Annotated in this window: 19 protein-coding genes; 17 read left to right on the forward strand and 2 right to left on the reverse strand. The window is 41.1% G+C overall.

Features of this window, described 5'->3' with window-relative positions; genetic code table 11:
* Positions 1–2 precede the first annotated feature (2 nt).
* Positions 3–434 carry an SRPBCC family protein gene (locus D7Z94_RS15820; RefSeq protein ID WP_158594655.1) on the reverse strand — a complete coding sequence of 144 codons (432 nt, stop codon included), beginning with the start codon at positions 432–434 and terminating at the stop codon, positions 3–5.
* Positions 435–650: 216 nt separating this feature from the next.
* On the opposite strand from D7Z94_RS15820, the gene D7Z94_RS15825 reads away from it, so the two are divergent.
* From D7Z94_RS15825 to D7Z94_RS25785, 5 genes are all read left to right on the forward strand, one after another.
* Positions 651–1832 carry a cytochrome-c peroxidase gene (locus D7Z94_RS15825; RefSeq protein WP_245967222.1) on the forward strand — a complete coding sequence of 394 codons (1182 nt, stop codon included), beginning with the start codon at positions 651–653 and terminating at the stop codon, positions 1830–1832.
* Between the two features lie 67 nt (positions 1833–1899).
* Positions 1900–3630 (forward strand): SulP family inorganic anion transporter, encoded by a 1731-nt coding sequence (locus tag D7Z94_RS15830; RefSeq protein WP_120712556.1) that lies wholly within the window; start codon positions 1900–1902, stop codon positions 3628–3630.
* A 96-nt stretch (positions 3631–3726) separates the two neighbouring features.
* Positions 3727–5136, forward strand: a complete 1410-nt coding sequence (locus D7Z94_RS15835; RefSeq protein WP_120712557.1) for an MBL fold metallo-hydrolase — start codon at positions 3727–3729, stop codon at positions 5134–5136.
* A 332-nt stretch (positions 5137–5468) separates the two neighbouring features.
* On the forward strand, positions 5469–5675 hold the full coding sequence (locus D7Z94_RS15840; protein ID WP_120712558.1) for a YgaP family membrane protein: 207 nt from the start codon (positions 5469–5471) through the stop codon (positions 5673–5675).
* A gap of 113 nt (positions 5676–5788) precedes the next feature.
* Positions 5789–5926 carry a hypothetical protein gene (locus D7Z94_RS25785; RefSeq protein ID WP_170158848.1) on the forward strand — a complete coding sequence of 46 codons (138 nt, stop codon included), beginning with the start codon at positions 5789–5791 and terminating at the stop codon, positions 5924–5926.
* 457 nt (positions 5927–6383) lie between these two features.
* On the opposite strand, the gene D7Z94_RS15850 is transcribed toward D7Z94_RS25785, so the two are convergent.
* Positions 6384–7775 (reverse strand): exonuclease domain-containing protein, encoded by a 1392-nt coding sequence (locus tag D7Z94_RS15850; RefSeq protein WP_120712560.1) that lies wholly within the window; start codon positions 7773–7775, stop codon positions 6384–6386.
* A 192-nt stretch (positions 7776–7967) separates the two neighbouring features.
* On the opposite strand from D7Z94_RS15850, the gene D7Z94_RS15855 reads away from it, so the two are divergent.
* From D7Z94_RS15855 to D7Z94_RS15905, 12 genes are all read left to right on the forward strand, one after another.
* Positions 7968–9074 carry a helix-turn-helix domain-containing protein gene (locus D7Z94_RS15855; RefSeq protein WP_120712561.1) on the forward strand — a complete coding sequence of 369 codons (1107 nt, stop codon included), beginning with the start codon at positions 7968–7970 and terminating at the stop codon, positions 9072–9074.
* A gap of 117 nt (positions 9075–9191) precedes the next feature.
* On the forward strand, positions 9192–9947 hold the full coding sequence (locus D7Z94_RS15860) for a CPBP family intramembrane glutamic endopeptidase (protein WP_120712562.1): 756 nt from the start codon (positions 9192–9194) through the stop codon (positions 9945–9947).
* A gap of 53 nt (positions 9948–10000) precedes the next feature.
* A complete protein-coding gene (locus D7Z94_RS15865) occupies positions 10001–11614 on the forward strand; it encodes a sulfatase family protein (RefSeq protein ID WP_120712563.1) in 1614 nt (537 codons plus the stop codon).
* A gap of 6 nt (positions 11615–11620) precedes the next feature.
* Positions 11621–13174 carry a sulfatase gene (locus D7Z94_RS15870; protein WP_245967223.1) on the forward strand — a complete coding sequence of 518 codons (1554 nt, stop codon included), beginning with the start codon at positions 11621–11623 and terminating at the stop codon, positions 13172–13174.
* A 1-nt stretch (position 13175) separates the two neighbouring features.
* Positions 13176–15332 (forward strand): alpha-amylase family protein, encoded by a 2157-nt coding sequence (locus tag D7Z94_RS15875; protein ID WP_120712564.1) that lies wholly within the window; start codon positions 13176–13178, stop codon positions 15330–15332.
* A gap of 10 nt (positions 15333–15342) precedes the next feature.
* Entirely contained in the window at positions 15343–17436 is a 2094-nt protein-coding gene (locus D7Z94_RS15880) for an alpha-L-fucosidase (RefSeq protein WP_120712565.1), read from the forward strand.
* A gap of 488 nt (positions 17437–17924) precedes the next feature.
* A complete protein-coding gene (locus D7Z94_RS15885; protein WP_120712566.1) occupies positions 17925–19310 on the forward strand; it encodes an MraY family glycosyltransferase in 1386 nt (461 codons plus the stop codon).
* Positions 19311–19368: 58 nt separating this feature from the next.
* Complete coding sequence (gene rfbD, locus D7Z94_RS15890; protein WP_120712567.1) at positions 19369–20241, forward strand: dTDP-4-dehydrorhamnose reductase; 873 nt, start codon at positions 19369–19371, stop codon at positions 20239–20241.
* A gap of 1 nt (position 20242) precedes the next feature.
* Entirely contained in the window at positions 20243–20410 is a 168-nt protein-coding gene (locus tag D7Z94_RS25665; RefSeq protein ID WP_158594656.1) for a hypothetical protein, read from the forward strand.
* 67 nt (positions 20411–20477) lie between these two features.
* Complete coding sequence (locus D7Z94_RS15895) at positions 20478–21842, forward strand: lipopolysaccharide biosynthesis protein (RefSeq protein ID WP_120712568.1); 1365 nt, start codon at positions 20478–20480, stop codon at positions 21840–21842.
* Positions 21843–21848: 6 nt separating this feature from the next.
* Positions 21849–23138 (forward strand): glycosyltransferase family 4 protein, encoded by a 1290-nt coding sequence (locus D7Z94_RS15900; protein ID WP_120712569.1) that lies wholly within the window; start codon positions 21849–21851, stop codon positions 23136–23138.
* Positions 23113–23730 (forward strand): acyltransferase, encoded by a 618-nt coding sequence (locus D7Z94_RS15905; RefSeq protein ID WP_120712570.1) that lies wholly within the window; start codon positions 23113–23115, stop codon positions 23728–23730. The genes D7Z94_RS15900 and D7Z94_RS15905 overlap by 26 nt, the downstream gene beginning before the upstream one ends.
* Positions 23731–24086 lie beyond the last annotated feature (356 nt).

Below are 24086 nucleotides of genomic sequence, written 5' to 3' on the forward strand. Positions count from 1 at the left end.
TCTTACCAGGGCTGGCCTTTACCTTTCTCACAAAAGGATACCAAACTGTCCATAAAATGATTCCAAGTTGCTTTGGTCTGCTCAAATGGTTCCTGTCCCTGCCACTTTTGATCAAAATCCCTATGGGAGAAAACAACATCGCAACCATTCGCGGATTCTCTTATTTCAGTGTGTATCGTAGTACCTATCCATGCTGGATTGGGCATAGAAATACATTCCCATACGGCTTTTTCATGGGGTACAAGCTCCAAGGTTATAAAACCCATTTCGACCAATGTCCCCTGTTTATCGAATTTCAACAAAGAGTTTTTCCCTTCGGACTCTCCCACGGAACAGTCTTTTGACCACCAACCGCTAATCCCGTTTTTTGTGGTAACGGCCAGATAGATTTTTTCCGGGTTGGCCTTAATGTGTAAATTGTGTGTAATATCCATATTAATTGATTTTGTATATACTTGTTTGACAAATGAACTCATGGAAGTAGGACAGGATGAATGGTTGGTAGACCAAAAAAATAGGATTTTATGACCATCAGATTCCTTCTTGTTGACAAAATCTCGGGTTAAGACAGTGTTTTTTAGACCTGATGATCCTCAGGTTTTGTTCCGGTATTTTTAACTATTTTCGTTGGTAATGCTTCATTGATAAATGTGAGAAAAGCTGTTTTCAGTTCGTTTTTTTTGATTTGGGTAATCCTTTTTTCAGGATGTATGGACTCCAATGTAAAAAGGAAAAGGTCTTCAGAAAGGCCTACGGCAGTGGTTCGGTTTGCCGCCCTCCCGGAAACTATAAAATCACCTAAGGACAATCCTAGCACACCAGATAAAGTAGCATTGGGAAAATTACTGTTTTACGATCCCATCCTTTCGGGCAATAAGGATGTGGCCTGTGCCACTTGCCATCATCCAAATACAGGATATGCTGAATTTTTAGATATTTCCATGGGTGCCAATGCCCATGGATTAGGTAGTAAACGCAGGTTTAATGTTCCCAATGACATCCCCTTTGTAAAACGCAATGCGCAAACTATTATTAACACCGCTTTTAACGGTATGGATGTGTTCAATAGCTATACCCCGAAAAATGCCACCATGTTTTGGGACGATCGCGTAAAAAGTTTGGAAAACCAGGCATTGGAACCCATTAAAGCCCTTGAGGAAATGCGAGGCCATGGCCATTCTGAAGAAGGAATATTGGACCTGGTCGTGGAACGCTTAAAACAAATACCGGAATACCAAAACTTGTTTGCGCTGGCCTTTGAAGAAAACGAGGCTATTACCGCGGAAAATCTAGGAAAGGCCATTGCCGCATTTGAACGTAGCCTGGTCACTAATAATTCCCGTTTTGATCAATACATGCGGGGGGATAGGGAGGCCATTGTTATTTCTGAGCAAGAGGGTTTTGAGCTGTTCCAAAAAGTAGGTTGTGCCAATTGCCATAACGGCCCTATGTTTTCCGATTACAAACCCCATGTCCTTGGGGTTCCGGAAAACAAGAAATTATCCGCTCCGGATGCAGGAATCGGGGACAGTTTCGCCTTTAGGACACCTACCTTGCGCAATCTTCGTTTTACCGCTCCCTATATGCACAATGGCAGTTTGAAGAGTTTACAACGCGTACTGGAATTTTATGAGGACATCGCCAATGGGAAAGAACGAAATCCTTACGTGCCTAAAGAAGACTTTGATCCTTTTGTTCGCGAACTGAAATTGAGCGTTAAGGAAATGTCGTTGATTATTTCCTTTTTGAACACCTTGAACGATGATAATTTTGATAAGGAGATTCCCCAGTCCGTACCGAGTGGTCTTCCCGTAGGTGGTAACATCAACTAAAAAGATGCATCGTTAACATGTAACATGGGTTACCGGGGCATTGTTCTTTTATTGGTACATTTGATTCATGCAACGCTTCTTCCCGTTCTTGCAATGGTTTTCTGATTATAATAAGAGTTGGCTGGCCAAGGATTTGATGGCCGGACTTACGGTAGGCATTATTCTAATTCCTCAGGGTATGGCCTATGCCATGATTGCGGGCCTGCCACCAGTTTATGGACTCTATGCTTCCCTGGTGCCGGTACTGGTATACGTCTTTTTGGGAACTTCAAGACAGTTGAGCGTCGGCCCTGTGGCCATGGATTCCTTACTGGTGGCCGCCGGTTTGGGTGCCCTTTCCATTACCGGTCTGGAGAACTACATTGCCATGGCTATCTTTATGGCCTTTTTGGTAGGGGCCATTCAATTGATTTTGGGGCTTTTGCGTATGGGTTTCTTAGTGAATTTTTTGTCCAAACCTGTAATTAGCGGTTTTACATCGGCCGCGGCTCTTATCATTATTTTTAGCCAATTGAAGCACCTTCTGGGTATTTCGGTTGGAAATAGTAGCCATTTTCATGAGTTGGTTGGCCGTGTTTTGGAAAAAGCAATGGAGACCAATCTCTTGGATTTTACCATTGGTTGTCTTGGTATTGTGATTATCCTATCACTTAAAAAATGGAACCCAAAAATACCGGGGATTCTCTTGGTCGTGATACTGGGGATTTTAGCGGTCTTTGCATTGCAATTGGAACCCTATGGTGTTCATATTGTTGGGCGTATTCCTAGGGGGTTGCCCAGTTTTCAGATACCCCGGATTGATCTAAATAACCTCATGGATCTATGGCCTATTGCGCTTACGCTGGCGTTGGTAGGTTACACGGAAACCATTTCCATCGGTAAATCCCTGGAAGGGAAAAGTGGAAAGGAAACCATGGACGCCAATCAAGAATTGGTGGCCTTGGGTTCCTCCAATGTAGTAGCGTCATTTTTTCAATCATATCCCATTGCGGCGAGCTTTTCACGCTCTGCGATAAATCAAGAGTCTGGGGCAAAAACCAACTTGGCATCCATGTTCAGTGTGGTTCTGGTTGTAATTGTCCTCCTTTTTTTAACACCAATATTCTACTACCTACCCAATGCGGTACTGGCCAGTATCATCATGGTTTCGGTTTTTGGGCTTATCGATGTATCGTATCCTAAAGAGCTTTGGACGTATCGCAGGGACGAGTTTATGGTTTTGACCATTACTTTTTTGATTACACTTTTCATAGGTATTCCCCAAGGTATTTTGATTGGAGTATTGTTTTCACTAGTACTTATGGTCTATAAGAGTTCCAAACCTCATTTTGCGGTTTTGGGCAGGATTAAGGAATCCGATTATTACCGGAACATAGACCGATTTAGCAACGAAATAGAGGTTCGTGATGAACTGCTGATCGTTCGTTTTGATGCACAATTGTACTTTGGCAACAAGGACTACTTTAAAAAGCAATTATTCAAACATATTAAGGCCAAAGGACCAGGATTACAAGCCGTGATACTCAATGCGGAACCTATAAATTATATCGATTCCACGGCCACTCAAATGTTGGTACGGATAATTGAGGAATTACACCAAAAAAATATTCAATTTTATATGGCAAGAGCTACTGGGCCAACTCGGGATATTATTTTTAGCAGCGCCCTTATCGATGTACTTGGAAAGGAATTTCTCTTCGCACGCACTACTGAGGCGGTCGATTACTTTGATCACATAAAGACCCCAACGGAACTTGAAGAAAGAGTAGCCTATCAAAATCTAACAAAGCGTAACTAAGGTTACGAAAGATTCATGTAAATCGCCGTACTTTTATCAAGGATTGTAAAAGATTAATTTCAATCCCGAAGAAACGAAGAATAGAAAATTGACACTATGAACATAGAACAGATTTACACAGGTTGTTTGGCCCAAGGAGCCTATTATATAGAGAGCGATGGAGAGGTTGCCATTGTGGATCCCCTCAGAGAGGTAGAACCCTATTTGAAAAGGACGAAGGAAGACAATGCTCAGATCAAATACGTTTTTGAGACCCATTTTCATGCCGATTTTGTAAGTGGCCATATTACACTTGCCAAGGAGTCCGGCGCTTCCATTGTATACGGACCAACGGCCAAGCCCTCGTTTGATGCCATAATAGCGGAGGACGGGCAAGAATTTCAATTGGGAAAATTGACCATTACCGTTTTGCATACCCCGGGCCATACGATGGAGAGTACTACTTATCTTTTAAAGGATGAAAAGGGGAGGAACCACGCTATTTTTTCCGGGGACACCTTGTTTTTAGGTGACGTGGGAAGACCTGATCTTGCCCAAAAAGCCGCCCATATGACCCAAGAGCAACTGGCCGGATTGTTATACGACAGTCTTCGTGAAAAAATAATGCCCTTGGCCGATGAGGTCATTGTATATCCGGCCCATGGGGCAGGATCGGCCTGTGGTAAGAACATGATGAAGGAAACTGTGGATACCTTGGGAAACCAAAAGAAGGTAAATTATGCGCTCCGTTCAGATATGACCCGGGAGGAATTCATAGAGGAGGTAACCGAAGGACTGCTTCCGCCCCCAAAGTACTTTCCCCATAACGTAAAGATGAACAAGGAGGGGTATGAAGATATTGATGAGGTATTGGAGCGGGGGACCAAGGCGCTTTCGCCAGAGGCCTTTGAGACTGCGGCCAATGAAACTGGGGCCATTGTCTTGGATGTACGTCATCAAGATGATTTTGTAAAGGGGCATATCCCGCGGTCTGTATTTATAGGGTTAAATGGTGATTTTGCGCCTTGGGTTGGGGCTTTGATAGCGGATACGGCCCAACCCATTCTTTTGATAATACCGGAAGGAAAGGAAGAGGAGACCGTTACACGATTATCACGTGTGGGCTTTGATAAGACCTTGGGGTATTTGGACGGTGGTTTTGAGGCTTGGAAAAAGGCTGGAAAGGAATTTGATACCATTACTTCAGTATCTGCGGATATGGCAAAGAAAAATCTTGAGAATAACGAAACCCCCGTTTTTGATGTCCGAAAGGAAAGCGAATATAAATCAGAACATGTGTTGAATGCGAAAAACACCCCCTTGGATTTTCTTAATAACCATATGGCTGAATTTCCGATTAATGGGACATTTTATGTGCACTGCGCGGGCGGGTATCGTTCGGTAATTGCGGCATCGATTTTAAAAAGTAGGGGCATCCATAATTTGGTGGATATTGCCGGTGGATTTGGGGCACTAAAAAAAGAAGGTGCGGAGGTGACGGACTATGTTTGCCCTACAACGCTTTAGCATTGGGTATGTGATGACCACCGTCATGATAATCCCTGAAGAAGGTCTATAACGTTATGTCCATGAAATTAAGAGCCTGTTTTGAAATATGTGATTGAAATTTCTTATAGGCTGTTTTTGATGCATAACTAGGCAAAATTTGAGGACATAGCAGGGCTACGGCTGAAAATTTTAACGAAGTTAGGCGCAAAAAGAACCATAAAAAAACAATTGACATATTTCAAAGCAGGCTCTAAGCAAAGCCGGTAAATTTTTTTTGGTTTGCCTTTTATGTATCGGTATTGTTACTGCAATAACATTAGTAGTTGAATCATTAACGAAAACAATTTGAGATGAAAAAAAATATGGGAGGTACCGATAAGGTCGTTCGTGTTCTTTTGGCCGTAGTGGCCGGACTTTTGGTCTATTTTGAAGTGGTACAGGGAACATTTTCCTATGTCCTCTTGGCACTGGCGGCCATTTTTGTTTTAACCAGCCTTGTCAGCTTTTGCCCGTTGTACGGTATCTTTGGATTAAATACCTGTGGCCTAAAAAAATAACTTGCTAAAATAGATTATGGAATTTTAGGGAAATTTTGATTTATTGATTTATATCATGTTTTTAGAAATTCCCAAAATTTATTTTTATCGCCAAAATCATCAAACCTTAAAAAATGCAAACATTACTTCCCTTGGTGAATTGGAGCAACGGCATAGTCATGATTGGGGTTTTTGCCCTTGTGGTTATTGCTTTGATAGCGGTATTGGTCAGTCTTATGAACAGTGGTAAAAAAGATGAGGGCCAAACTTAAACCCTTCTTCATCTCCGTTCACCTACGCTTTCAATTTTTCAGCGCATTCTATTCCTTTTTATGGGAATGCATTAATTCTTAATACGTATCTTTCAGAATCCTCTAAATGTTAATAAAATCTTAATGTTTTAGGGGAATCGAAGCAAACTAATACGTATATTTAACAGGAATTACTTTACTTGAATGTTTAAAAATTTTATTGAGCGAGTAGGGGTAATGAATTGTATATTACTTCTGGTAGTACTTTCAATTATCGTTGTCTCGGAATATCTGTTTCTAAGCGGAAAAAAAATGGATGCCATTTTCGTGGCATTCTGGGCACCGACCATATTGGGTTTTATGAATTATTTAAAGTATAAAAAGTAGTGGATTTTATTTTGATATATTCCATTTTTGTAGCCGTCATATTTATGATTTGGCTCCTTTTTATAATTCGTATGTACCGGAAAATGGGAGACTAGACATGGGTGCTTTCCGTGAAGTAAGATTCTACCAACGTTTTTCCTTTCATTTTGTTTAAGAAAGATGTAAGGATACCTTTAACTTCCAAGGTGTCTTTCTGGGGCAATAGAAAGGTTTCCAAGTCCTCGAACGAGCTTATGTCCACATCCTTTGCAACAAACCCGTAACCCAGATAGGTATCGTTGCGCACCAAAACAAAGGCATCTTCCATAGGGGTTCTCCCTTTTTGCTTTATAATGAAGTCCGATTTTTTTGAACGAATGTGCGTTAGGGCCGCTTGTACTTTGTCATTGTATTCAGATACGGATTCCGCTCCCCTACAGACCCCATAACAGGATGTAACACGGTAATGGGAACAGCTGTTTACATTTTCCTGCAAATGGCAGTACTTGGGGCACAGGCCAAAGGTCTCGCATAACTCCTCCAAATACAATCTGCAATCCGTTGGACTGTAAAAAGTGGACAGGGCATTGGGCGCCATTTTCAGGTGATTAAAGGCAAGATGTAAGATACCCTTCCGGTCCTCATAACAAAAAATGCCATAGGGGCGTAAATTTCTTTTTTGGGACCGATTGTACTCCGGAAAATGTTTTTTTATGGCCGCAGATTCCATGAGGAGCGCCAAAAGATTTCCACCGGAAAGCTCAAAATCGATATGGTTGGTCTCTTGGCACATTTGCACTTCTTTGTTGGCCTTGTCATAAAAATGGCTCAACACCCTTTTTTTGATATTTATGGCTTTCCCTACATAGATAATTTTTCCCTTGGCATTTTTAAAATAATAGATACCGGGTTGGGTAGGCAAATTCTCAAAAACATCCTTTGGAAGGGATGGGGGCAAAGTAGCTTCCTGTGAACGGGCATTGAGAAATGTTTTAAAAACCTTTTCCGCTCCATGGGCACGCAGCAATTTTTGAAACAATAATACGGTAGCGTGGGCATCCCCTCTTGCCCTATGCCTGTCCTTTAAGGGAATATTGAGCGAAGTACATAATTTGCCCAGACTGTAGGAGTGGTAACCCGGGAACAGTTTTCTGGATAGGCGTACCGTACATAGTTTTTTGCGAACAAAATCCAGACCAATTTCCTTAAACTCGTTTTTAAGGACATTATAATCGAAATTAACGCTATGGGCCACAAAAATGCAATCCTCCGTAAACTGTAAAATAGTAGAAGCCAAAGCTTCAAAAGTAGGTGCGTCACGGACCATTTGATTATCAATTCCCGTAAGCCCTGTGATGAAATAGGGAATCTCACATTCCGGATTTACCAATGAGGTAAACTCGTCCACAATGTCGTAACCGTCATATTTAAAGATGGAAATCTCGGTAACCTTGTTCCCTTTTATCCCATTTCCGGTAGTTTCTATGTCGACTATGGTATACACTAATTGTTTTTTAAAAAAAGATTCCCTGTCACTTGGAGTCTTCGTGCCTAGTTTTCTAACTGTGGCCCTCAGTTATCCTTGATGAATGTCTTACGGGGGATTTAGTAGTTAAAAATAGTCCATTTTCCACATACCTACCCGAACACGGAAATCATTTTTTACATTTGTTTCATTACGAACCACTTTTCGGACATGGACCTAATCCTAGTACTTACCGTCATTTCCGTTACCCTTTTCACGGTACTGGGCCTCTTTCTTTTGGTCACCCAGAAAGGGAATAAACGGGCGAATAAGCTTCTCGGCCTCTTCTTTTTTCTTTGGGCACTGGATTTTTTGGACGGTGTTTTACTACTTAAAGGGTTTTATCTCCACTATCCGAATTTCGCACTATGGGCCGAGCCTTTCATTTTATTATATGGTCCCCTGTTATATTTTTATACGCTACAGCTTACATCGCCAAAGAAACGACCAAATTATTTCCAACTTTTACACTTGATTCCTTTTGTTGTCGGGATTCTTGCAATGATTCTGGTGTACCATATACATTCTTTGGATAGGAAAATGGAAATATTGAAGGGCATCGTTGGTATGGAACAGGATTTTAGATCTCTACTGGGCTTCGCATTGGTCTATGTTCACCTTTTCTATTATATCCACATTTCCAAAAAAGAGATCAAGCGTGTAACCAAGAATGTGGAATGGTACTTTTCCCAACGCTATTTGGTTTGGTTGGATAAATTGTTGAATGCCCTGGTCGTTGTCCTTCTCATTTCCATTGTGAACGGAATCCTTCAATATAGTGCCCTAAAGTTTTATTTTGAAATAAGTCTGATTATTATTCTGGTATTGGTCTGTCTGTTTATAGTAAGGCTAATCCTCAATGCCCTGGACGAACCCTTCATTATCCCCAAATTGGATGGGATCAAAAGAAATTCTGGAATCCCAATGGATCCAAAGGAGTCTGAAGAGATCTTTACCAAAATTCAAGTGGCCTTAAAAGACAAGCGATTGTTCATGGAATCGGATTTGACCTTGGGCCATCTTTCCGAAGCCATAGGGTGTTCCAGTAGAAAAGTATCCCAGGTAATCAATGATAGCATGGGCCATAGTTTTTTTGACTTGATCAACACCTATCGTATAGCCGAGGCACAAAAAATATTCAAGGAACGTAAAGACCCCAAACTTACGGTCCTGGAAGTGATGTATGAGGTGGGCTACAATTCCAAGTCCTCTTTTAACACACAATTCAAGAAAAAAACAGGTCTTACCCCATCAGAGTTCTTAAGGCTGAATACCTAACGTTCAACTTTCTACAGGTACAAAATCGAACCGATAAAAAAGAGTTCGACTTCATTTAATCGGTCGCCAGACTTTATTGCATACTTGAAATTTGTGGTAAACCATAAAACAAGTATCATGGAAAAAATATTCAATTTAAGAGAAGATCAGATTACTTTAAAAAGACAATTGCGGTACCATTTTTATCCTGGTATTGCCATAACCTTGGTATACATTCTCATTAGCAAATATCTGGTAGATCTGGGCTATCCGGGATTGACCGCCCTTTTGTTCGTGGAAGTTTTTGTACTGGCTCCCATCGGTATGGCACATTTGGCACGTAAGGGATATCGACTGAACGGAAAATTCTCTTTACAAAATGTTATTGCTTTTACACGAAAGCTTTCAATAGCACAGTACCTAAAATGGACATTTATCGGTATTTTGGGATGTACCCTAATTTATGTACCCCTGTACCCTTTGGGATTATTTCTAAAGGATAATGTATTCAAATGGTTGCCACAATGGTATTTTGACCCCGGCTTTGGTACGTCCGATATGGATCTGATCGCCAAAGTTTTCCTTCTCGGTATTTTTATCGATGGAATAATTGGGCCGGTCGTTGAGGAACTTTTCTTTAGAGGGTATCTTTTGCCCAGAATGACCTATCTAAAAAAATGGGCCCCGGTCGTAAACGGCACTTTGTTCGGACTTTATCACTTCTGGCAACCCCATAACTATCTGGCGATTATCGGGGTCGGTATCGTAATCAGTTTTGTAGTATGGAAAAAGAAGAACGTATATCTCGGGATAGCCATCCACTGTACACTTAATATTTTGGGAGCCTTGGCCGGTTACCTCGCTGCAAGTGGAGGTGAACTAATTGTACGTTAGAAAAATGGAATGATAGGGAAGGATTGTGTATTTTTAGACCAAATCCAACACAGATGAATTTGAAGAAGTATGTTATTCTTGGGTTGGGATCCCTTGGTTTGCTGTTCCATTCTATCTCATGTAAGGAGAAAACGGAACCCATTGCCGAAAACCCGAAAGCTAGACCTAATATCATTTATATTCTTGCGGACGATTTGGGATATGGTGATATTAGGGCTTTCAATCCTGACGGAAAGATAAAGACCCCTAATATCGATAAGTTGGCACAAGGGGGAATGAAATTTACGGATGCACACAGTCCATCAGCGGTTTGTACACCCACCCGTTATGGAATCCTTACCGGACGTTATAGTTGGCGTAGCCCGCTTAAAAAAGGTGTATTGACAGGTAAGTCCAATGCCCTGATCGCAAAAAATAGAACCTCGGTAGCATCACTTCTAAAAAAGGGAGGCTATGAAACCGCTTTTATCGGGAAATGGCATTTGGGCTGGAATTGGGCCGTAAAGGATTCCAATGTCATTGGAGGAGACGGTTGGAACCCCGAAGATTTTGACAACCTAGATTTTACAAAGCCAGTGACCCATACCCCAAACGATTTGGGCTTTGATTATGCCTATGGCCATTCAGGCTCTTTGGATATGGCACCGTATGTCTACGTTGAGAATGGGAAGATTACCTCAAAAGTCGATTCCATAACTGAAGATACCGGAAAATATACTTGGTGGCGCAAGGGGCCCACGGCTTCCGATTTTGTCCATGAACAGGTTACACCAAATTTTTTCCAAAGATCTATTGACTACGTAAAGGACAAATCTGGGAATGATGATCCTTTTTTCCTTTATCTGGCCCTACCTTCTCCCCACACCCCAATTTTGCCCACTGAGGAATGGTTGGGAAAGAGCGGATTGAACCCTTATGCCGACTTTGTCATGATGATTGATGATTATGTAGGACAGCTAACGAAGGCACTTACCGAATCTGGAATTGAAGACAATACCCTGATTGTATTTACTAGCGATAATGGTTGTTCACCACAAGCGGATTATGAAGTTTTGGCAGAATTCGGACACGATCCTAGTCATATTTATCGAGGCCATAAAGCGGATATATTTGAAGGAGGTCATCGTGTACCTTTTATCGTAAAATGGCCGGGCCACGTTACTCCAGGTTCCGTTTCTGACAGAACGATTTGCCATACCGATTTACTGGCAACCTGTGCGGATTTGGTCCAACTGCCCCTACAGGCCAATGAGGGAGAGGATAGCTATTCACTTATGCCGTTGCTGAACTCCCATGAAAAAGAATATACCCGGGAAGCTACCGTACATCATTCCGTAAATGGAAGTTTTGCAATTCGAAAAGGGGATTGGAAGCTCATTTTTTGTCCCGGATCGGGAGGGTGGAGTGACCCTAAACCCGATTCGGAAGGAATTAATGACCTACCTAAATTTCAGTTATACAACCTTGTTGAAGATGCAGCTGAACAGAAAAACCGATATCTTGATAATCCTGGGAAAGCAGAGGAACTGCACAAACTAATGATATCCTATATAGAGCATGGTAGGAGTACCCCTGGTGAAAAACGACCCAATGCGCCTCGGGATTTAAAAGGTAAGCCATGGAATCCATTGTCCGTGGACGCTAAGTTTGGGATTCCAGAACCGTAAGTCGAGATGAGAAGAACAAAGAGAATGATTCGTAGGGGACTACTATATTTAGGGGTTTTGTCCATAATTTTAGTTTCCTGTGAGTCCGAAGAGTTACCGGAAACCCCTCCAAATATCGTGTTATTCCTGGTAGATGATATGGGTTGGCAGGATACCTCGGTTCCTTTTTGGACGCAAAGCACCCCGTTCAATGCCCGTTATAAAACTCCTTCTATGGAACGTTTGGCACGGGATGGGATGAAGTTTACCCAGGCCTATGCCACCCCGGTTTGTTCACCTACCCGTATCAGTTTAATGACTGGGATGAACGCTGCAAGGCATCGGGTAACCAATTGGACGTTGGAAAAGGATTCCATAAAACGAATGGAAAAGAACCACTCCGATTTAATTTTCCCCTATTGGAATGTAAATGGCATGAGTCCCATTGCAGGCGATAGTCTTGCCGTACACGCTATACCCTTGCCACAAGCTTTGCACGACAGGGGATATTTTACAATTCATGCGGGCAAGGCGCATTTGGGAGCTATCGGGACACCGGGAGAAGAACCCTTGAATTTGGGGTTTGATGTTAATATTGCGGGCCATGCCGCCGGGGCCCCTGAAAGTTATCTGGGAATCGAAAATTTTGGCAACGGAAAAGAAGGCAAGGAAGTTTGGGCAGTTCCTGGTTTGGAGGCCTATCATGGGAAGGATATCCATTTGACCGAAGCCATTACCCTAGAGGCTTTGAAGGCTATTGATTCCGTTGCGACCACCCAACAACCTTTTTTCCTCTATATGTCCCATTATGCGGTACATACGCCCATTATGGCCGATGACCGTTTTATGCAGAAGTATTTGGAAAAAGGATTGGATTCCATTGAGGCCAAATACGCCTCTATGGTAGAGGGTATGGACAAAAGTTTGGGCGATATAATGGATTACCTGGAACTAAAGGGGCTAGAGGAAAAGACCATTGTGCTATTTATGTCGGATAATGGTGGATTGAGTGCACATGCCCGTGGAGGTGAACCCCATACCCATAACAAACCTTTGGCCAGTGGCAAAGGCGCTATGTATGAAGGAGGAATCCGAGAACCCATGTTGGTGAAATGGCCCGGAAAAACGGAGCCTGGATCAATCACAGACTATCAAGTAATTATTGAGGACTTTTACCCCACTATTCTGGAAATGGCAGAAGTTGATAGTTTACAGACAGTGCAGAAAATTGACGGTGAAAGTTTTGTAGAGGTGTTGAGCGGGGAATGGGAATATAAGGGAGTCCGACCCCTATATTGGCATTATCCAAACGAATGGGGTCCGAATGGTCCAGGCATTGGTGCAGCTAGTGCGGTACGTAAGGGAGATTGGAAATTTGTCTATTTCCACGCGGATAGGCGAATGGAATTGTATAATTTGAAAGAGGATATCGGAGAGACCAAAAACTTGTTTGAGGAAAACCCGGAAAAAGCCAAGGAATTGGCAGAGACCTTAACCAATCATCTAAAATCCGTTAAGGCCCAAATGCCCATGGACAAAAAAACAGGGGAACGAGTAGAATATCCGTTTGAACTGCTATAGTATGAATAAAACTTGCCTTCTGTTGCTTGGAGCGTTCTGGGTTGCTTCCCTAGTCTGTTATGGCCAGGATACTGCCAAATCTGAGGATTGGCTTCTTGAGAATACCGCTTATACCGCTAAAGTAGTTAAAAAGGCAGACCGTATTATTTTGGACAATGGGCTGTTACGTCGTGAAATTAAATGGGCACCAAATGCGGCCACGGTAGAATTCAAAAATTTGACTACAGGCGAAACCCTGCTCAGAAGCCTTCAACCGGAAGCAGAGGTTACCCTAAATGGAAAAATATACGCCATTGGAGGATTACACGGTCTAAAGGAACATGGTTATCTTTTGGAGGAATGGTTGGACGATTTGAATTCAGATCCCGATGTCTTTCAGTACTTGGACTATACAATTCAGCCGATAAGACCCAAATTAAAATGGAGCGGCCAAAAACGTCTTCATATGGCCGAAAAAATTGCTCCGACCGGAAAAGAACTGATTTTGATCTTTCAACATGCTTCTTCGGAACTGGAAGGGGTAGTGGTTGAGGTACATTATGAGTTGTATGATGGTATTCCCTTAGTTTCAAAATGGATTGTGGTCCAGAATAATTCACTGGAGACCTTGAGCTTGGACAGCTTTAAAAGTGAGCTTTTGGCTTATCCGGAAGTGGAAAATCCGGTAGAGACCCCAAATACATGGAAACGCCCGAACCTTCATGTTGAAAGCGATTACGCTTTTGGAGGATTTACTTCGGGAGAATCCAATGTAACCACCTTTTGGGAAACGGACTCCACCTATATCTCCCAGGTCAATTGGAAAATGGAGACGCCTTGTTTGTTGATAAGTAAGTTGCCTATTGGGCCGAGTATCGATTTAAAAAGCGGTGCTGCTTTTGAAAGTTTTCGGACCTATGAATTAGTATTGGATGGTACGGACCGTGAACGAAATACTTTGGCCATGCGAAAAATGTATCGCCTACTGGCACCGTGGTCTACGGAGAACCCCATTTTTATGCACTTGACGACTACGGATGAGGATAAGGTAAAGGAAGCTGTGGACCAATGCGAGGCAACGGGTTACGAAATGGTAATTTTGAGCTTCGGCAGTGGCCTGAATATGGAGGACAACAGTCCGGAGAATATTGCAAAATTCAAGGCTCTGGCGGATTATGCCCATGGCAAGGGTATTGAGCTGGGAGGATATTCGTTGTTTTCCAGTAGAAAAATTGCGGATTCCGTTGATGTAATCGATAAGGTAACAGGTAAGCCCGGTGGAGCCAAATTTGGAAATGCTCCCTGCTTGGCTTCCGAATGGGGGTACGATTATTTGGAGAAAATCAAGTTTTTTTTGGAGCACACGGGCTTTGATCTTTTGGAACACGATGGGCCTTACCCAGGGGACTATTGCGCTTCCACTACCCATAAGTACCACAATGGTTACGAGGACTCACAGTGGAAACAATGGACCATGACCAGAGGGTTTTACCATTGGTTACGGGAAAAAGATATATACCTCAATGCACCGGACTTTTATTTTTTGCAAGGTTCCAACAAATGTGGTATTGGATATCGAGAGGTCAATTGGTCTTTACCTCGAGCACAACAACTGGTTTTGGGAAGACAGAACATCTATGACGGTACTTGGGAAAAAGCCCCTTCAATGGCATGGACGTTTGTTCCGCTCACCGAGTATCACGGAGGCGGTGCGGCCGCTACTTTGGAGCCCTTAAAAGATCATTTGCTTTCATACGAAGCCCATATGATTCAGAACTATGGGTCTGGAGTGCAGGCCTGTTATCGCGGCCCTAGGCTTTATGATACCACAGATACTAAGTCGCTGGTAATAGATCAAATCCGACATTATAAGAAATATCGTAAGATCCTTAATGCAGATCTTATCCATTTGAGGAGGCCCAATGGTCGATCATGGGATGGTTTTATGCATGTTGACCCAAACGGGGAGCATAAGGGGTTTGTGTTATTGTTCAATCCTACCCAAAATGATATTCAAGAAAAAATAAAGATTCCCTTGTATTACACGGGCTTAACAGATTATGCCACTGTATCGGATAAAAATGGCGTGGAAAAAAAATATGAATTGGGTAGAAATTTTGAGGTTACTATGGAAGTTACCATTCCAGCGGCAGCATCTACTTGGTTTGTGATACACTAGTGAGATAAGTATGAAGATATATCGATTTTTATTGCTGTTTGTGTTTGTTGGGACCATTTCATGCTCCCGGGTACAGCCACCGACACCTATAGGTCCCACTCCTTCCGAACGGCAATTGGCATGGCAAAGTTTGGAATACTACGCCTTTATCCATTTCAACATGAACACCTTTACCGATATGGAATGGGGTACGGGCGGAGAATCCCCCGTACAGTTTGATCCTTCGGAACTGGATGCCATGCAATGGGCCAAAGTGGCCAAGGAAGCCGGTATGCGCGGTATTATTATTACGGCCAAACACCATGATGGCTTTTGCCTGTGGCCCACAAAGACTACCGATCATTCCGTAGTGAATTCTCCTTGGAAAAATGGACAGGGCGATGTATTGAAGGATCTTTCCGAGGCCTGTAAAGCATATGGACTTAAGTTTGGTGTGTATCTATCCCCTTGGGACAGAAATCATACGGACTATGGCAAACCGGAATATGTAACAGTTTTCCATGAGCAGTTACGGGAGTTATTGACTAACTATGGATCGGTTTTCGAGGTTTGGTTCGATGGTGCCAATGGAGGCTCTGGTTTTTATGGTGGTGCCAACGAAACCCGAAAAATTGATAATAAAACGTACTACCAATGGGAAAAGGCCGTAGCCATAGTGAGGGAACTACAGCCAGATGCTGTTATTTTTAGTGATGGCGGTCCGGATATCCGTTGGGTAGGCAATGAGGAAGGCTGGGCGAATGCGACCAATTGGAGTATTATGCGACGTGACGAGATTTATCCGGGCTGGCCCAGATATAAGGAACTGCGTTCCGGTCATGAAGACGGGACACATTGGTTGCCGGCAGAGGCCGATGTCTCCATTCGTCCGGGTTGGTATTATCATCCAAGGGAAGACCATCAGGTAAAGAGCTTGCCCCATTTGCTGGACATATACTACAAATCGGTCGGGAGAAATGCGTCCCTATTACTGAACCTTCCCGTAGACCACAGAGGTCTTGTCCATGAGACGGATGTTCAACAATTAATGGCCCTTCGTAACCAATTGGACAAGGACTTTGCGACAGAACTCGCAAAGGGTCAACAAATAATGGCGACGGATGAACGCCAAAATAGTTCCGAATTTTCGGCGGAAAAGGCCATTGATGGCAGTCCGCATACCTATTGGTCTACCAACGATGGTGTCACCAGTGCATCCCTTACCCTTGCGTTTGACAAACCGATGAAAGTAAATCGAGTTTTACTTCAAGAATACATTGCCCTAGGCCAGCGTGTACAAAATTTTAGCCTGGAGGCCGAGGTAGATGGATCGTGGACAAAGATTGATAAACAAACTACGATAGGGTACAAACGTATCTTACGGTTTAAAACGGTAGAGGCAACACGGATTCGCATCAATTTTATCGAATCCAAGGGCCCTTTGGCCCTTACGAACTTGGAAATATACGGTGCGCCGAATCTTTTGGTGCCACCGGAAATTGAAAGAAATAAGGAGGGTCTCGTAACCCTAAAAGTTCCGGACAATGCCGTAGAAATTCGTTATACTTTGGATGGAAGCGAACCCTCTCCGACTTCCGCAAAATATTCAGGTCCATTTCTTCTCAGTACACCCGCTTCTGTCAAAGCAATAACAGTTGATCCCAACAATGGAGACCATTCTGTGATTGGGGCAAAGCGTTTTGACATTGCCAAAAAGGATTGGAAGGTACTGCGCGTCTCATCCGGAGATTTAAGCCGGGCCAGTGCTAGTATAGACGGTGACTCCGATACATTTTGGGCTACGGAGGAAGGAAATGGCACTCCCCAGGAAATTGTTATCGATTTGGGGCAAATCCATGATTTGACCGGTTTTACCTATTGGCCCATTCAGGAGCGTTATCCCTTTGGTATCATTACGGCCTATGAATTTTCCACGAGCACGGACAATGTAAACTGGAAAATCACTGCTACGGGAGAATTTGGCAACGTGGTCAACAATCGTATTGAGCAACGGGTGGATTTCAAACCTACAAAGGCCAGATACATTAAACTAAAGGGACTCCGATTGGATGGCCTCGATTTTAGGACCTCTTTTGGCGAGCTTGGAGTTTTGACGGATCCTTGAAAATAGTTGTGTTTTCTGGAAACCACCTTCTTAGGTTTCCTTCAAGCCTTGAAAGAGAACCCATTTAGTCTAGTAGTTTTTTAGGTTTATATCTGGGAAACATCACATTCTAAAGGGATATCAAGATTTCTTACTTCAAACAAAATGAAGAGTAAGCTATATGCCCATCGCTTGTAGGCCTTTTCATAACTTTTTGATAACTATTTTATCTTTATCTGAATAAAAAGATTTCTCGTTATAGCTTTCGTAATATTATTGTTCAACTTTATATGTATTGATAAAATCGTTGAAATGCAAAGTAAAGCCTCAACAAAACACCCAAATAGTAGTATTTTTGAAATACAAAGAATGCCATTAAATCTCTTGGAGATTACCTGTGAAAACGAACAATTCCTTTTTTATGATAAGGTATCGTTTGTAGAAACAATCTATGGTTCGGATGGAAATTTAAAAGATCAAACCCACAACTGCTGTAAATCCCACAATCTATGGCGCAAATCTCTAATATCTTTGATAACCTTTACTTTCTAACGACCTGTTCGGTTGCAGTAACGCTGTTAATCTCCTTTCGATTGTATCCCATTATTATCTATGTGGTCAACAGAAAGGGATTGATGGACGATCCGGATGAGCGAAGTGCACATACCAATAAGGTACCTACCCTGGGCGGTATGGGCTTATTCATTGTTTTTTCTTTGACGGTAATGTTATTGGGCGTTTTGGCCGATTTGTCCAGACCGGAACTGCTTCAGTTGGTATCGCTGTTAGCCGGGACCTTACTCCTTTTGATTATGGGTGTTAAGGACGACTTGGTACTCATGTCGCCCAAGAAAAAGTTAATCGGACAGCTTTTGGCCGCGAGTATGGTAATTTTCCTATCCGATGTGCGCATTGCCCACTTTCAAGGACTTTTGGGTATTGGGGAGCTACCCTATTGGGTTTCTATTTTCTTTACTTTTTTTGTGTTTATTTTGGTGATCAATGCGGTAAATCTTATCGACGGAATTGATGGGCTCGCCGGATCCATTGCCGTACTCTCCAGCGTTACTTTCGGCATTTTCTTTTTACTTAATGAACAGTACCTGTTATCGCTAATTTCCTTTGCCCTGATAGGTTCCCTAATCGGTTTTTTATATTACAACTTATCCAATACCCAAAAGCTTTTTATGGGCGATTCCGGTTCCCTTCTCATAGGCTTCTTATTGGCCTATCAAGGGGTTGTTTTTCTTGGGGTCAATGAAAATGCCCTGGCGGCACTCGCCATTCCGAATGCACCTATCTTGCTATTGGCTGTTTTATCCTATCCCTTGTTGGACACCTTACGGGTCTTTAGTATTCGGATATGGCAGAAACGAAGCCCGTTCAGTGCCGATCGCAACCACATACACCATCGCCTTTTGGATTTGGGGAACGCCCATGAGCAGGCTACCTTGATCGTTTGCGTTTGTAACATTTTTATTATAAGCTTGGTCCTTTTTATAGACGATTTAAATATAAATCTTCAATTGATTATTAGTGTTTTGGTCGGCTCGGCTTTATACCTGATTCCATTTCTAAAGGTTTTTCAAAAAAAGGCGTTTTATCTCCCTGAAAAAACAAAAAGTAACAGCATTTTGGGTGGTGGGATAAAAAACACCTTGGAGGATCAAAAGCTGAATTCAAATACACCGGAGACTTCTGGGGTAGTGCAACTGGAAAATTCTGCTCGGGACAAGGAGCCGACTCCATTAGATTTGTCCGTTCCCAATCCTTACCTTAGCGAAATAAAGGATTTTGAAAGACAAAGCATGGTTTCGAAGCGATTATCGGATTTTAAAAAGGTGACCACCACAGATTTAAAAAAAGTGGGTAGAAGTTTGCGAAAGCAGTCCTAAGGTCCTCCCAGGACTCCAGCTAAAGAATAGAGAAGATAGAAAAACCTTATTACTTGGTATGAGAACATTTTGGGTCATAGGGGCAAACGGACAATTGGGTTCTGAGATTCGGGAGTTGGCCGCTTCCCAAACGGGAAAAACCTTTGTTTTTACAGATGTTAACGAACTGAATATTACAGATCATGAGGCTGTGGAGCATTTTATTGCTGAGAACAGCATTGATGCGCTGATCAATTGTGCCGCTTACACCGCTGTGGATAAGGCGGAAACCGAGGTGGAAAAAGCGGATGCCATCAATCATTTGGCCGTGGCAAATTTGGCCAGAATTGCTAAAGCAAAGGGTTTGGCCTTTGTGCATATTTCTACGGATTACGTTTTTGAAGGAACTGCTTCGGAACCGTATACCGAAACGGATACACCAAATCCCCAAAGCGTATATGGTAGAACCAAACTGGATGGCGAAAATGCCATCCTCAAAATCAATCCAGCACGTACGGTGATCATTAGGACCTCCTGGGTATATTCCAGTTACGGTTCCAATTTTGTAAAGACCATGCTGCGGCTGGGAAGGGAAAGGAAGGAACTCAATGTGGTTCATGATCAAGTAGGCCGTCCTACCTATGCAGGAGACCTCGCGGCGGCGGTACTTCAACTACTTACCCATCTAAAAAATAAGGATGTAGGCATTTACCACTATGCCAATACCGGAGAATGTAGTTGGTATGAGTTTGCGAACACCATTTTTAAAGTGGCGCAACTACCGGTTATGACAAACCCAATACCTACCACCGATTACCCAACGCCTGCCAAAAGGCCTGAGTATAGTGTCTTGGATACGGAAAAAATCAAAAGGGATTTTGGCATTGCCATTCCACATTGGGAGGAATCCTTAACACAATGCCTAAATCATTGGAATAAAACCGCGGTGTAATATGGGTACTGGGATTCAAATTAAAAGCTCTAAAAAAGCGCTCCAGGTCACATTGTTTTCCCAAAAGTCAATGGATATCTCCCTGTTACGTTTCTTGGGTTGGAAGGCCCAGATAGCTTTGGAAGGTGGAATTAGGGAGAAGTATAAGTGGTTTTTAAAGACTTATTAAAGTTGTCCCCTGTCAAAAGAATAAATTTTTCAACTAATTTGTTACTTCTGCTTCTATTTATAAAAAAATGAAAAAAACGTTTGATTGGATTCATGGTTTTTTAGGAATAAAGAGTAATCGCACCAAAAATATAACTAAGCATATTAGTTGGTCTGTACTTTACAAAATTGGGAGTGTTATTTCCAATTTCCTTCTAGTTCCCTTAACTATAAATCACTTATCGCTCAATAGTTATGGCATATGGCTGACAATCAGTTCATTCATTGCCTGGTTTTCTTTTTTGGACATTGGATTGGAAAATGGTTTACGGAATAAATTTGCGGAAGCACAGGTAGAAGGCAATGTTCAAAAGGCCCGAGCTTTAGTAAGTTCTGGTTATTTTACCATTGGCACTATAAGCCTAGTTTTAGTTACTTGCTTTTTTTTCATTAGTCAATATATTGATTGGTATGAAGTATTTAACACTTCACCAATGGAAGAAGAAGGCCTAGAATTGTTAATTCCGTTATTAATTACTCTTTTTGGATTGCAGTTAGTCGCAAAACTCATTACAGCAATTTACAAGGGTGATCAAAAACATTCCATTCAAGATAAGATTCAATTTATCACTCAAATTTTTTCTCTTATATGTATCTGGATTCTCATTCAAATAGATAGAAGTTCTTTGATTGTTTATGCACTAGTATTTTCGTCCTTACCCCTACTAGTTTTATTGTTGGTGAATTTATATGCCTTTAGGACGAGATATCGTAGATTTTTACCGTCCACAAAGTTATGGAAGAGGAAGTATCTAAAAGAAATTACCAGTTTAGGCTTCAATTTTTTTATAATTCAAATTGCAACCGTAGTGTTGTTTTCGACAGATAATTTTATAATTACTCAACTTTTTTCCCCAAAGGAAGTTGTTCCATATAATGTGACCTATAAATATTTTTCAATAATTATAATTGCTTATACGATATTAACAACACCTTATTGGTCTGCATTCACCGAAGCTTATGCTAGTGGTGACTTTAATTGGATTAAAAATTCAGTTCGGAACATTCAGAGAATTTGGTTGATAATTCCTGTGGCCTTGGTAATTATGATTTTAATGAGCGACTGGTTTTATGAAGTTTGGGTTGGGAATCAAGTCCATGTTCCAAAACATTTGTCTATTTCCATGGCTTTTTTTGTAGCTATTTTATCTTTTAATATGGTTTATGTTTCTTTTATAAATGGTATTGGCAAACTTAGACTTCAATTATTGTCTTCAATATTTGTAATGTTAATCAATATTCCTTTGAGCATTTATTTTGGGAAATATTTAGGCTTTGGTACAACAGGAGTAATTTTGGCCACCTGTTTTTGTTTATTAATAACTTTGGTTTTATGGCCAATTCAATACAGCAAGCTCATAAATTCCACTGCAAAAGGTATTTGGAATAAATAATCCCATATGAAAGTACTTTGGTTTACTCCTACTCCTTCAAATTATGAGGACAACCGACAGCCGTATTTTGGTGGAGGATGGATAGAATCATTAGAATTACTGGTCGCTGAAAGAAAGGACGTGGACTTGGCAATAGCCTTTTTTAATAGAGGAGATTGTAAAAAAGTAGTCAAGAACAAAATTACCTACTATCCTATTAAGATAAGGAGCAAAAAAAGCAATCCAGTTAAAGGATTGATTCAGAACTGGTGGGGTAACATTGATGAACACTTATCAGGTGAGCATTATAGAAAAATCATCGAAGATTTTGCGCCTGATTTAATACACGTTTTTGGTACTGAAGAAGAGTTCGCAAACGTTCAGCACTTTACTGAGATTCCTGTTGTAATACATATCCAAGGTCTGCTAAATCCTATTGTAAATTCTTTTTTTCCGGTAAATGAATCAAAATTTAGTTTTTTAATAAGCTTACGTTTTTTTTTCGAAAACCTTATTGGCAGTTCTCCTTCATTTCATTTTCAGAAACTCCGGAACAGGGCAAAGAGAGAGATTAAACATTTGAAAGGTGCTAATTACATCATGGGCCGTACTCATTGGGATGAACATATTGTTAAATTATATAGTTCAGAAATAGAATATTTTCATGTAGATGAGGTACTTAGACCAATCTTCTATAAAAGTTTTGAGAAAGCCGATGAAAATTATAATATTCATAAACTAAGAATTGTTTCTACATTATCCCCAACTATTTATAAAGGATTAGATGTTGTGTTAAAATCTGCGAATCTTTTGACTCTTTTGGCGGACTTTGACTTTCAGTGGGATATTATTGGAGTTGATAAGAATGATCGATTATTCCAACATTTTGAAAAAAAATTAAAAATAAAACATCAGCGTGTTAAAATGGTATGTCATGGTAGGCTTGAACCAACAGAAATGATAAATCTACTGAATAAGTCCAATATTTATGTGCATACATCATATATTGAAAATAGTCCAAACAGTTTGTGTGAAGCACAAATCCTTGGGTTACCAGTTATTGCTTGCAATGTAGGTGGAATTTCTTCTTTTTTGATACACGAGGTAACCGGGCTCTTGGTTCCATCGAATGGAATATTTGAAATAGTATATTACTTAATTATGCTAAAAAATGATCCAAGCCTAGCGAAGAGAATTAGTGAAAAAGGCAAGATTGTTGCTGATGAAAGACACAATCCGGAGAAAATAGTTAAAGATTTGGTGAATACGTACAAGGAAATAAAAAAATCTCATGAGAGCACTCATTTTCGCATATAAAGGAGCACGCTTTTTATGGATGAAATTCTTGATGCCAATTGATTGGTTAATGAGCTATTTATTGTTCAATTCAAATGATGTGAAATACTCAAGTTTCCGAAATATTGGTTGGCCTATAATTAATGTTGGAATAGGGGGATCCTGCAAAATTGGTCCAGGATTTTGTTCAAATAATAGGGAGATGTCAAATCCAATTGGGCGCTTTAAAAAATGTAGCATAATCGTTGGAAATAATGGAAAGTTGACGATAGGAGCAAATGTCGGGATGAGCAGTACGGCCATCGTTTGTTATAAAAGCATTAAAATTGGGGATAATGTTAAAATAGGAGGTAATGTTGTAATTTATGATACCGATTTTCATAGCCTTTCTTCAAAAGATAGGATGAATTTCGATATTGACCGACAAAATACATCATCCAAACCAATTATTATAAAAGATAACGTTCTTATTGGCGCACATTCCACAATTTTGAAAGGGGTGATTATTGGAAGTAATGTAGTAATTGGAGCTTGCTCGGTGATAACCAAAAACGTTCCGGATGATCAAATATGGGCAGGAAACCCAGCTCGTTTTATTAGAATAAACGATTAGTTTTTTGTCTGTTTAAGTTGGTCATCAATAAAGCCTGCCAAAATATACAGAATAATCCTAAAAAAGATATCAATTTCAGAAAATACAAAATGATTAAATAAAGTTCCAAGATAATGTTCGATCTGACAAGCGTCTTAGGTGAATTATTGAGAATATGATTGAAATAACTAATTTCATTTTAACCGTCTTTCTAATATTAATTACTGGATACTTTTTCAAGAATAAATTCTCCAATACATTCGAATTTATTTTAATTGTGTCCTTGCTCATTCCCGTTCCACTTTTTTTGTATGTCAGATATGTCTATTTGTCAGACATTCTATTTGTTTTTTACCTAGTGTACAATTTATCTGGAA

This window comes from Ulvibacterium marinum (genome assembly GCF_003626755.1).
In the GTDB taxonomy this organism is placed as follows: Bacteria; Bacteroidota; Bacteroidia; order Flavobacteriales; family Flavobacteriaceae; genus Ulvibacterium; species Ulvibacterium marinum.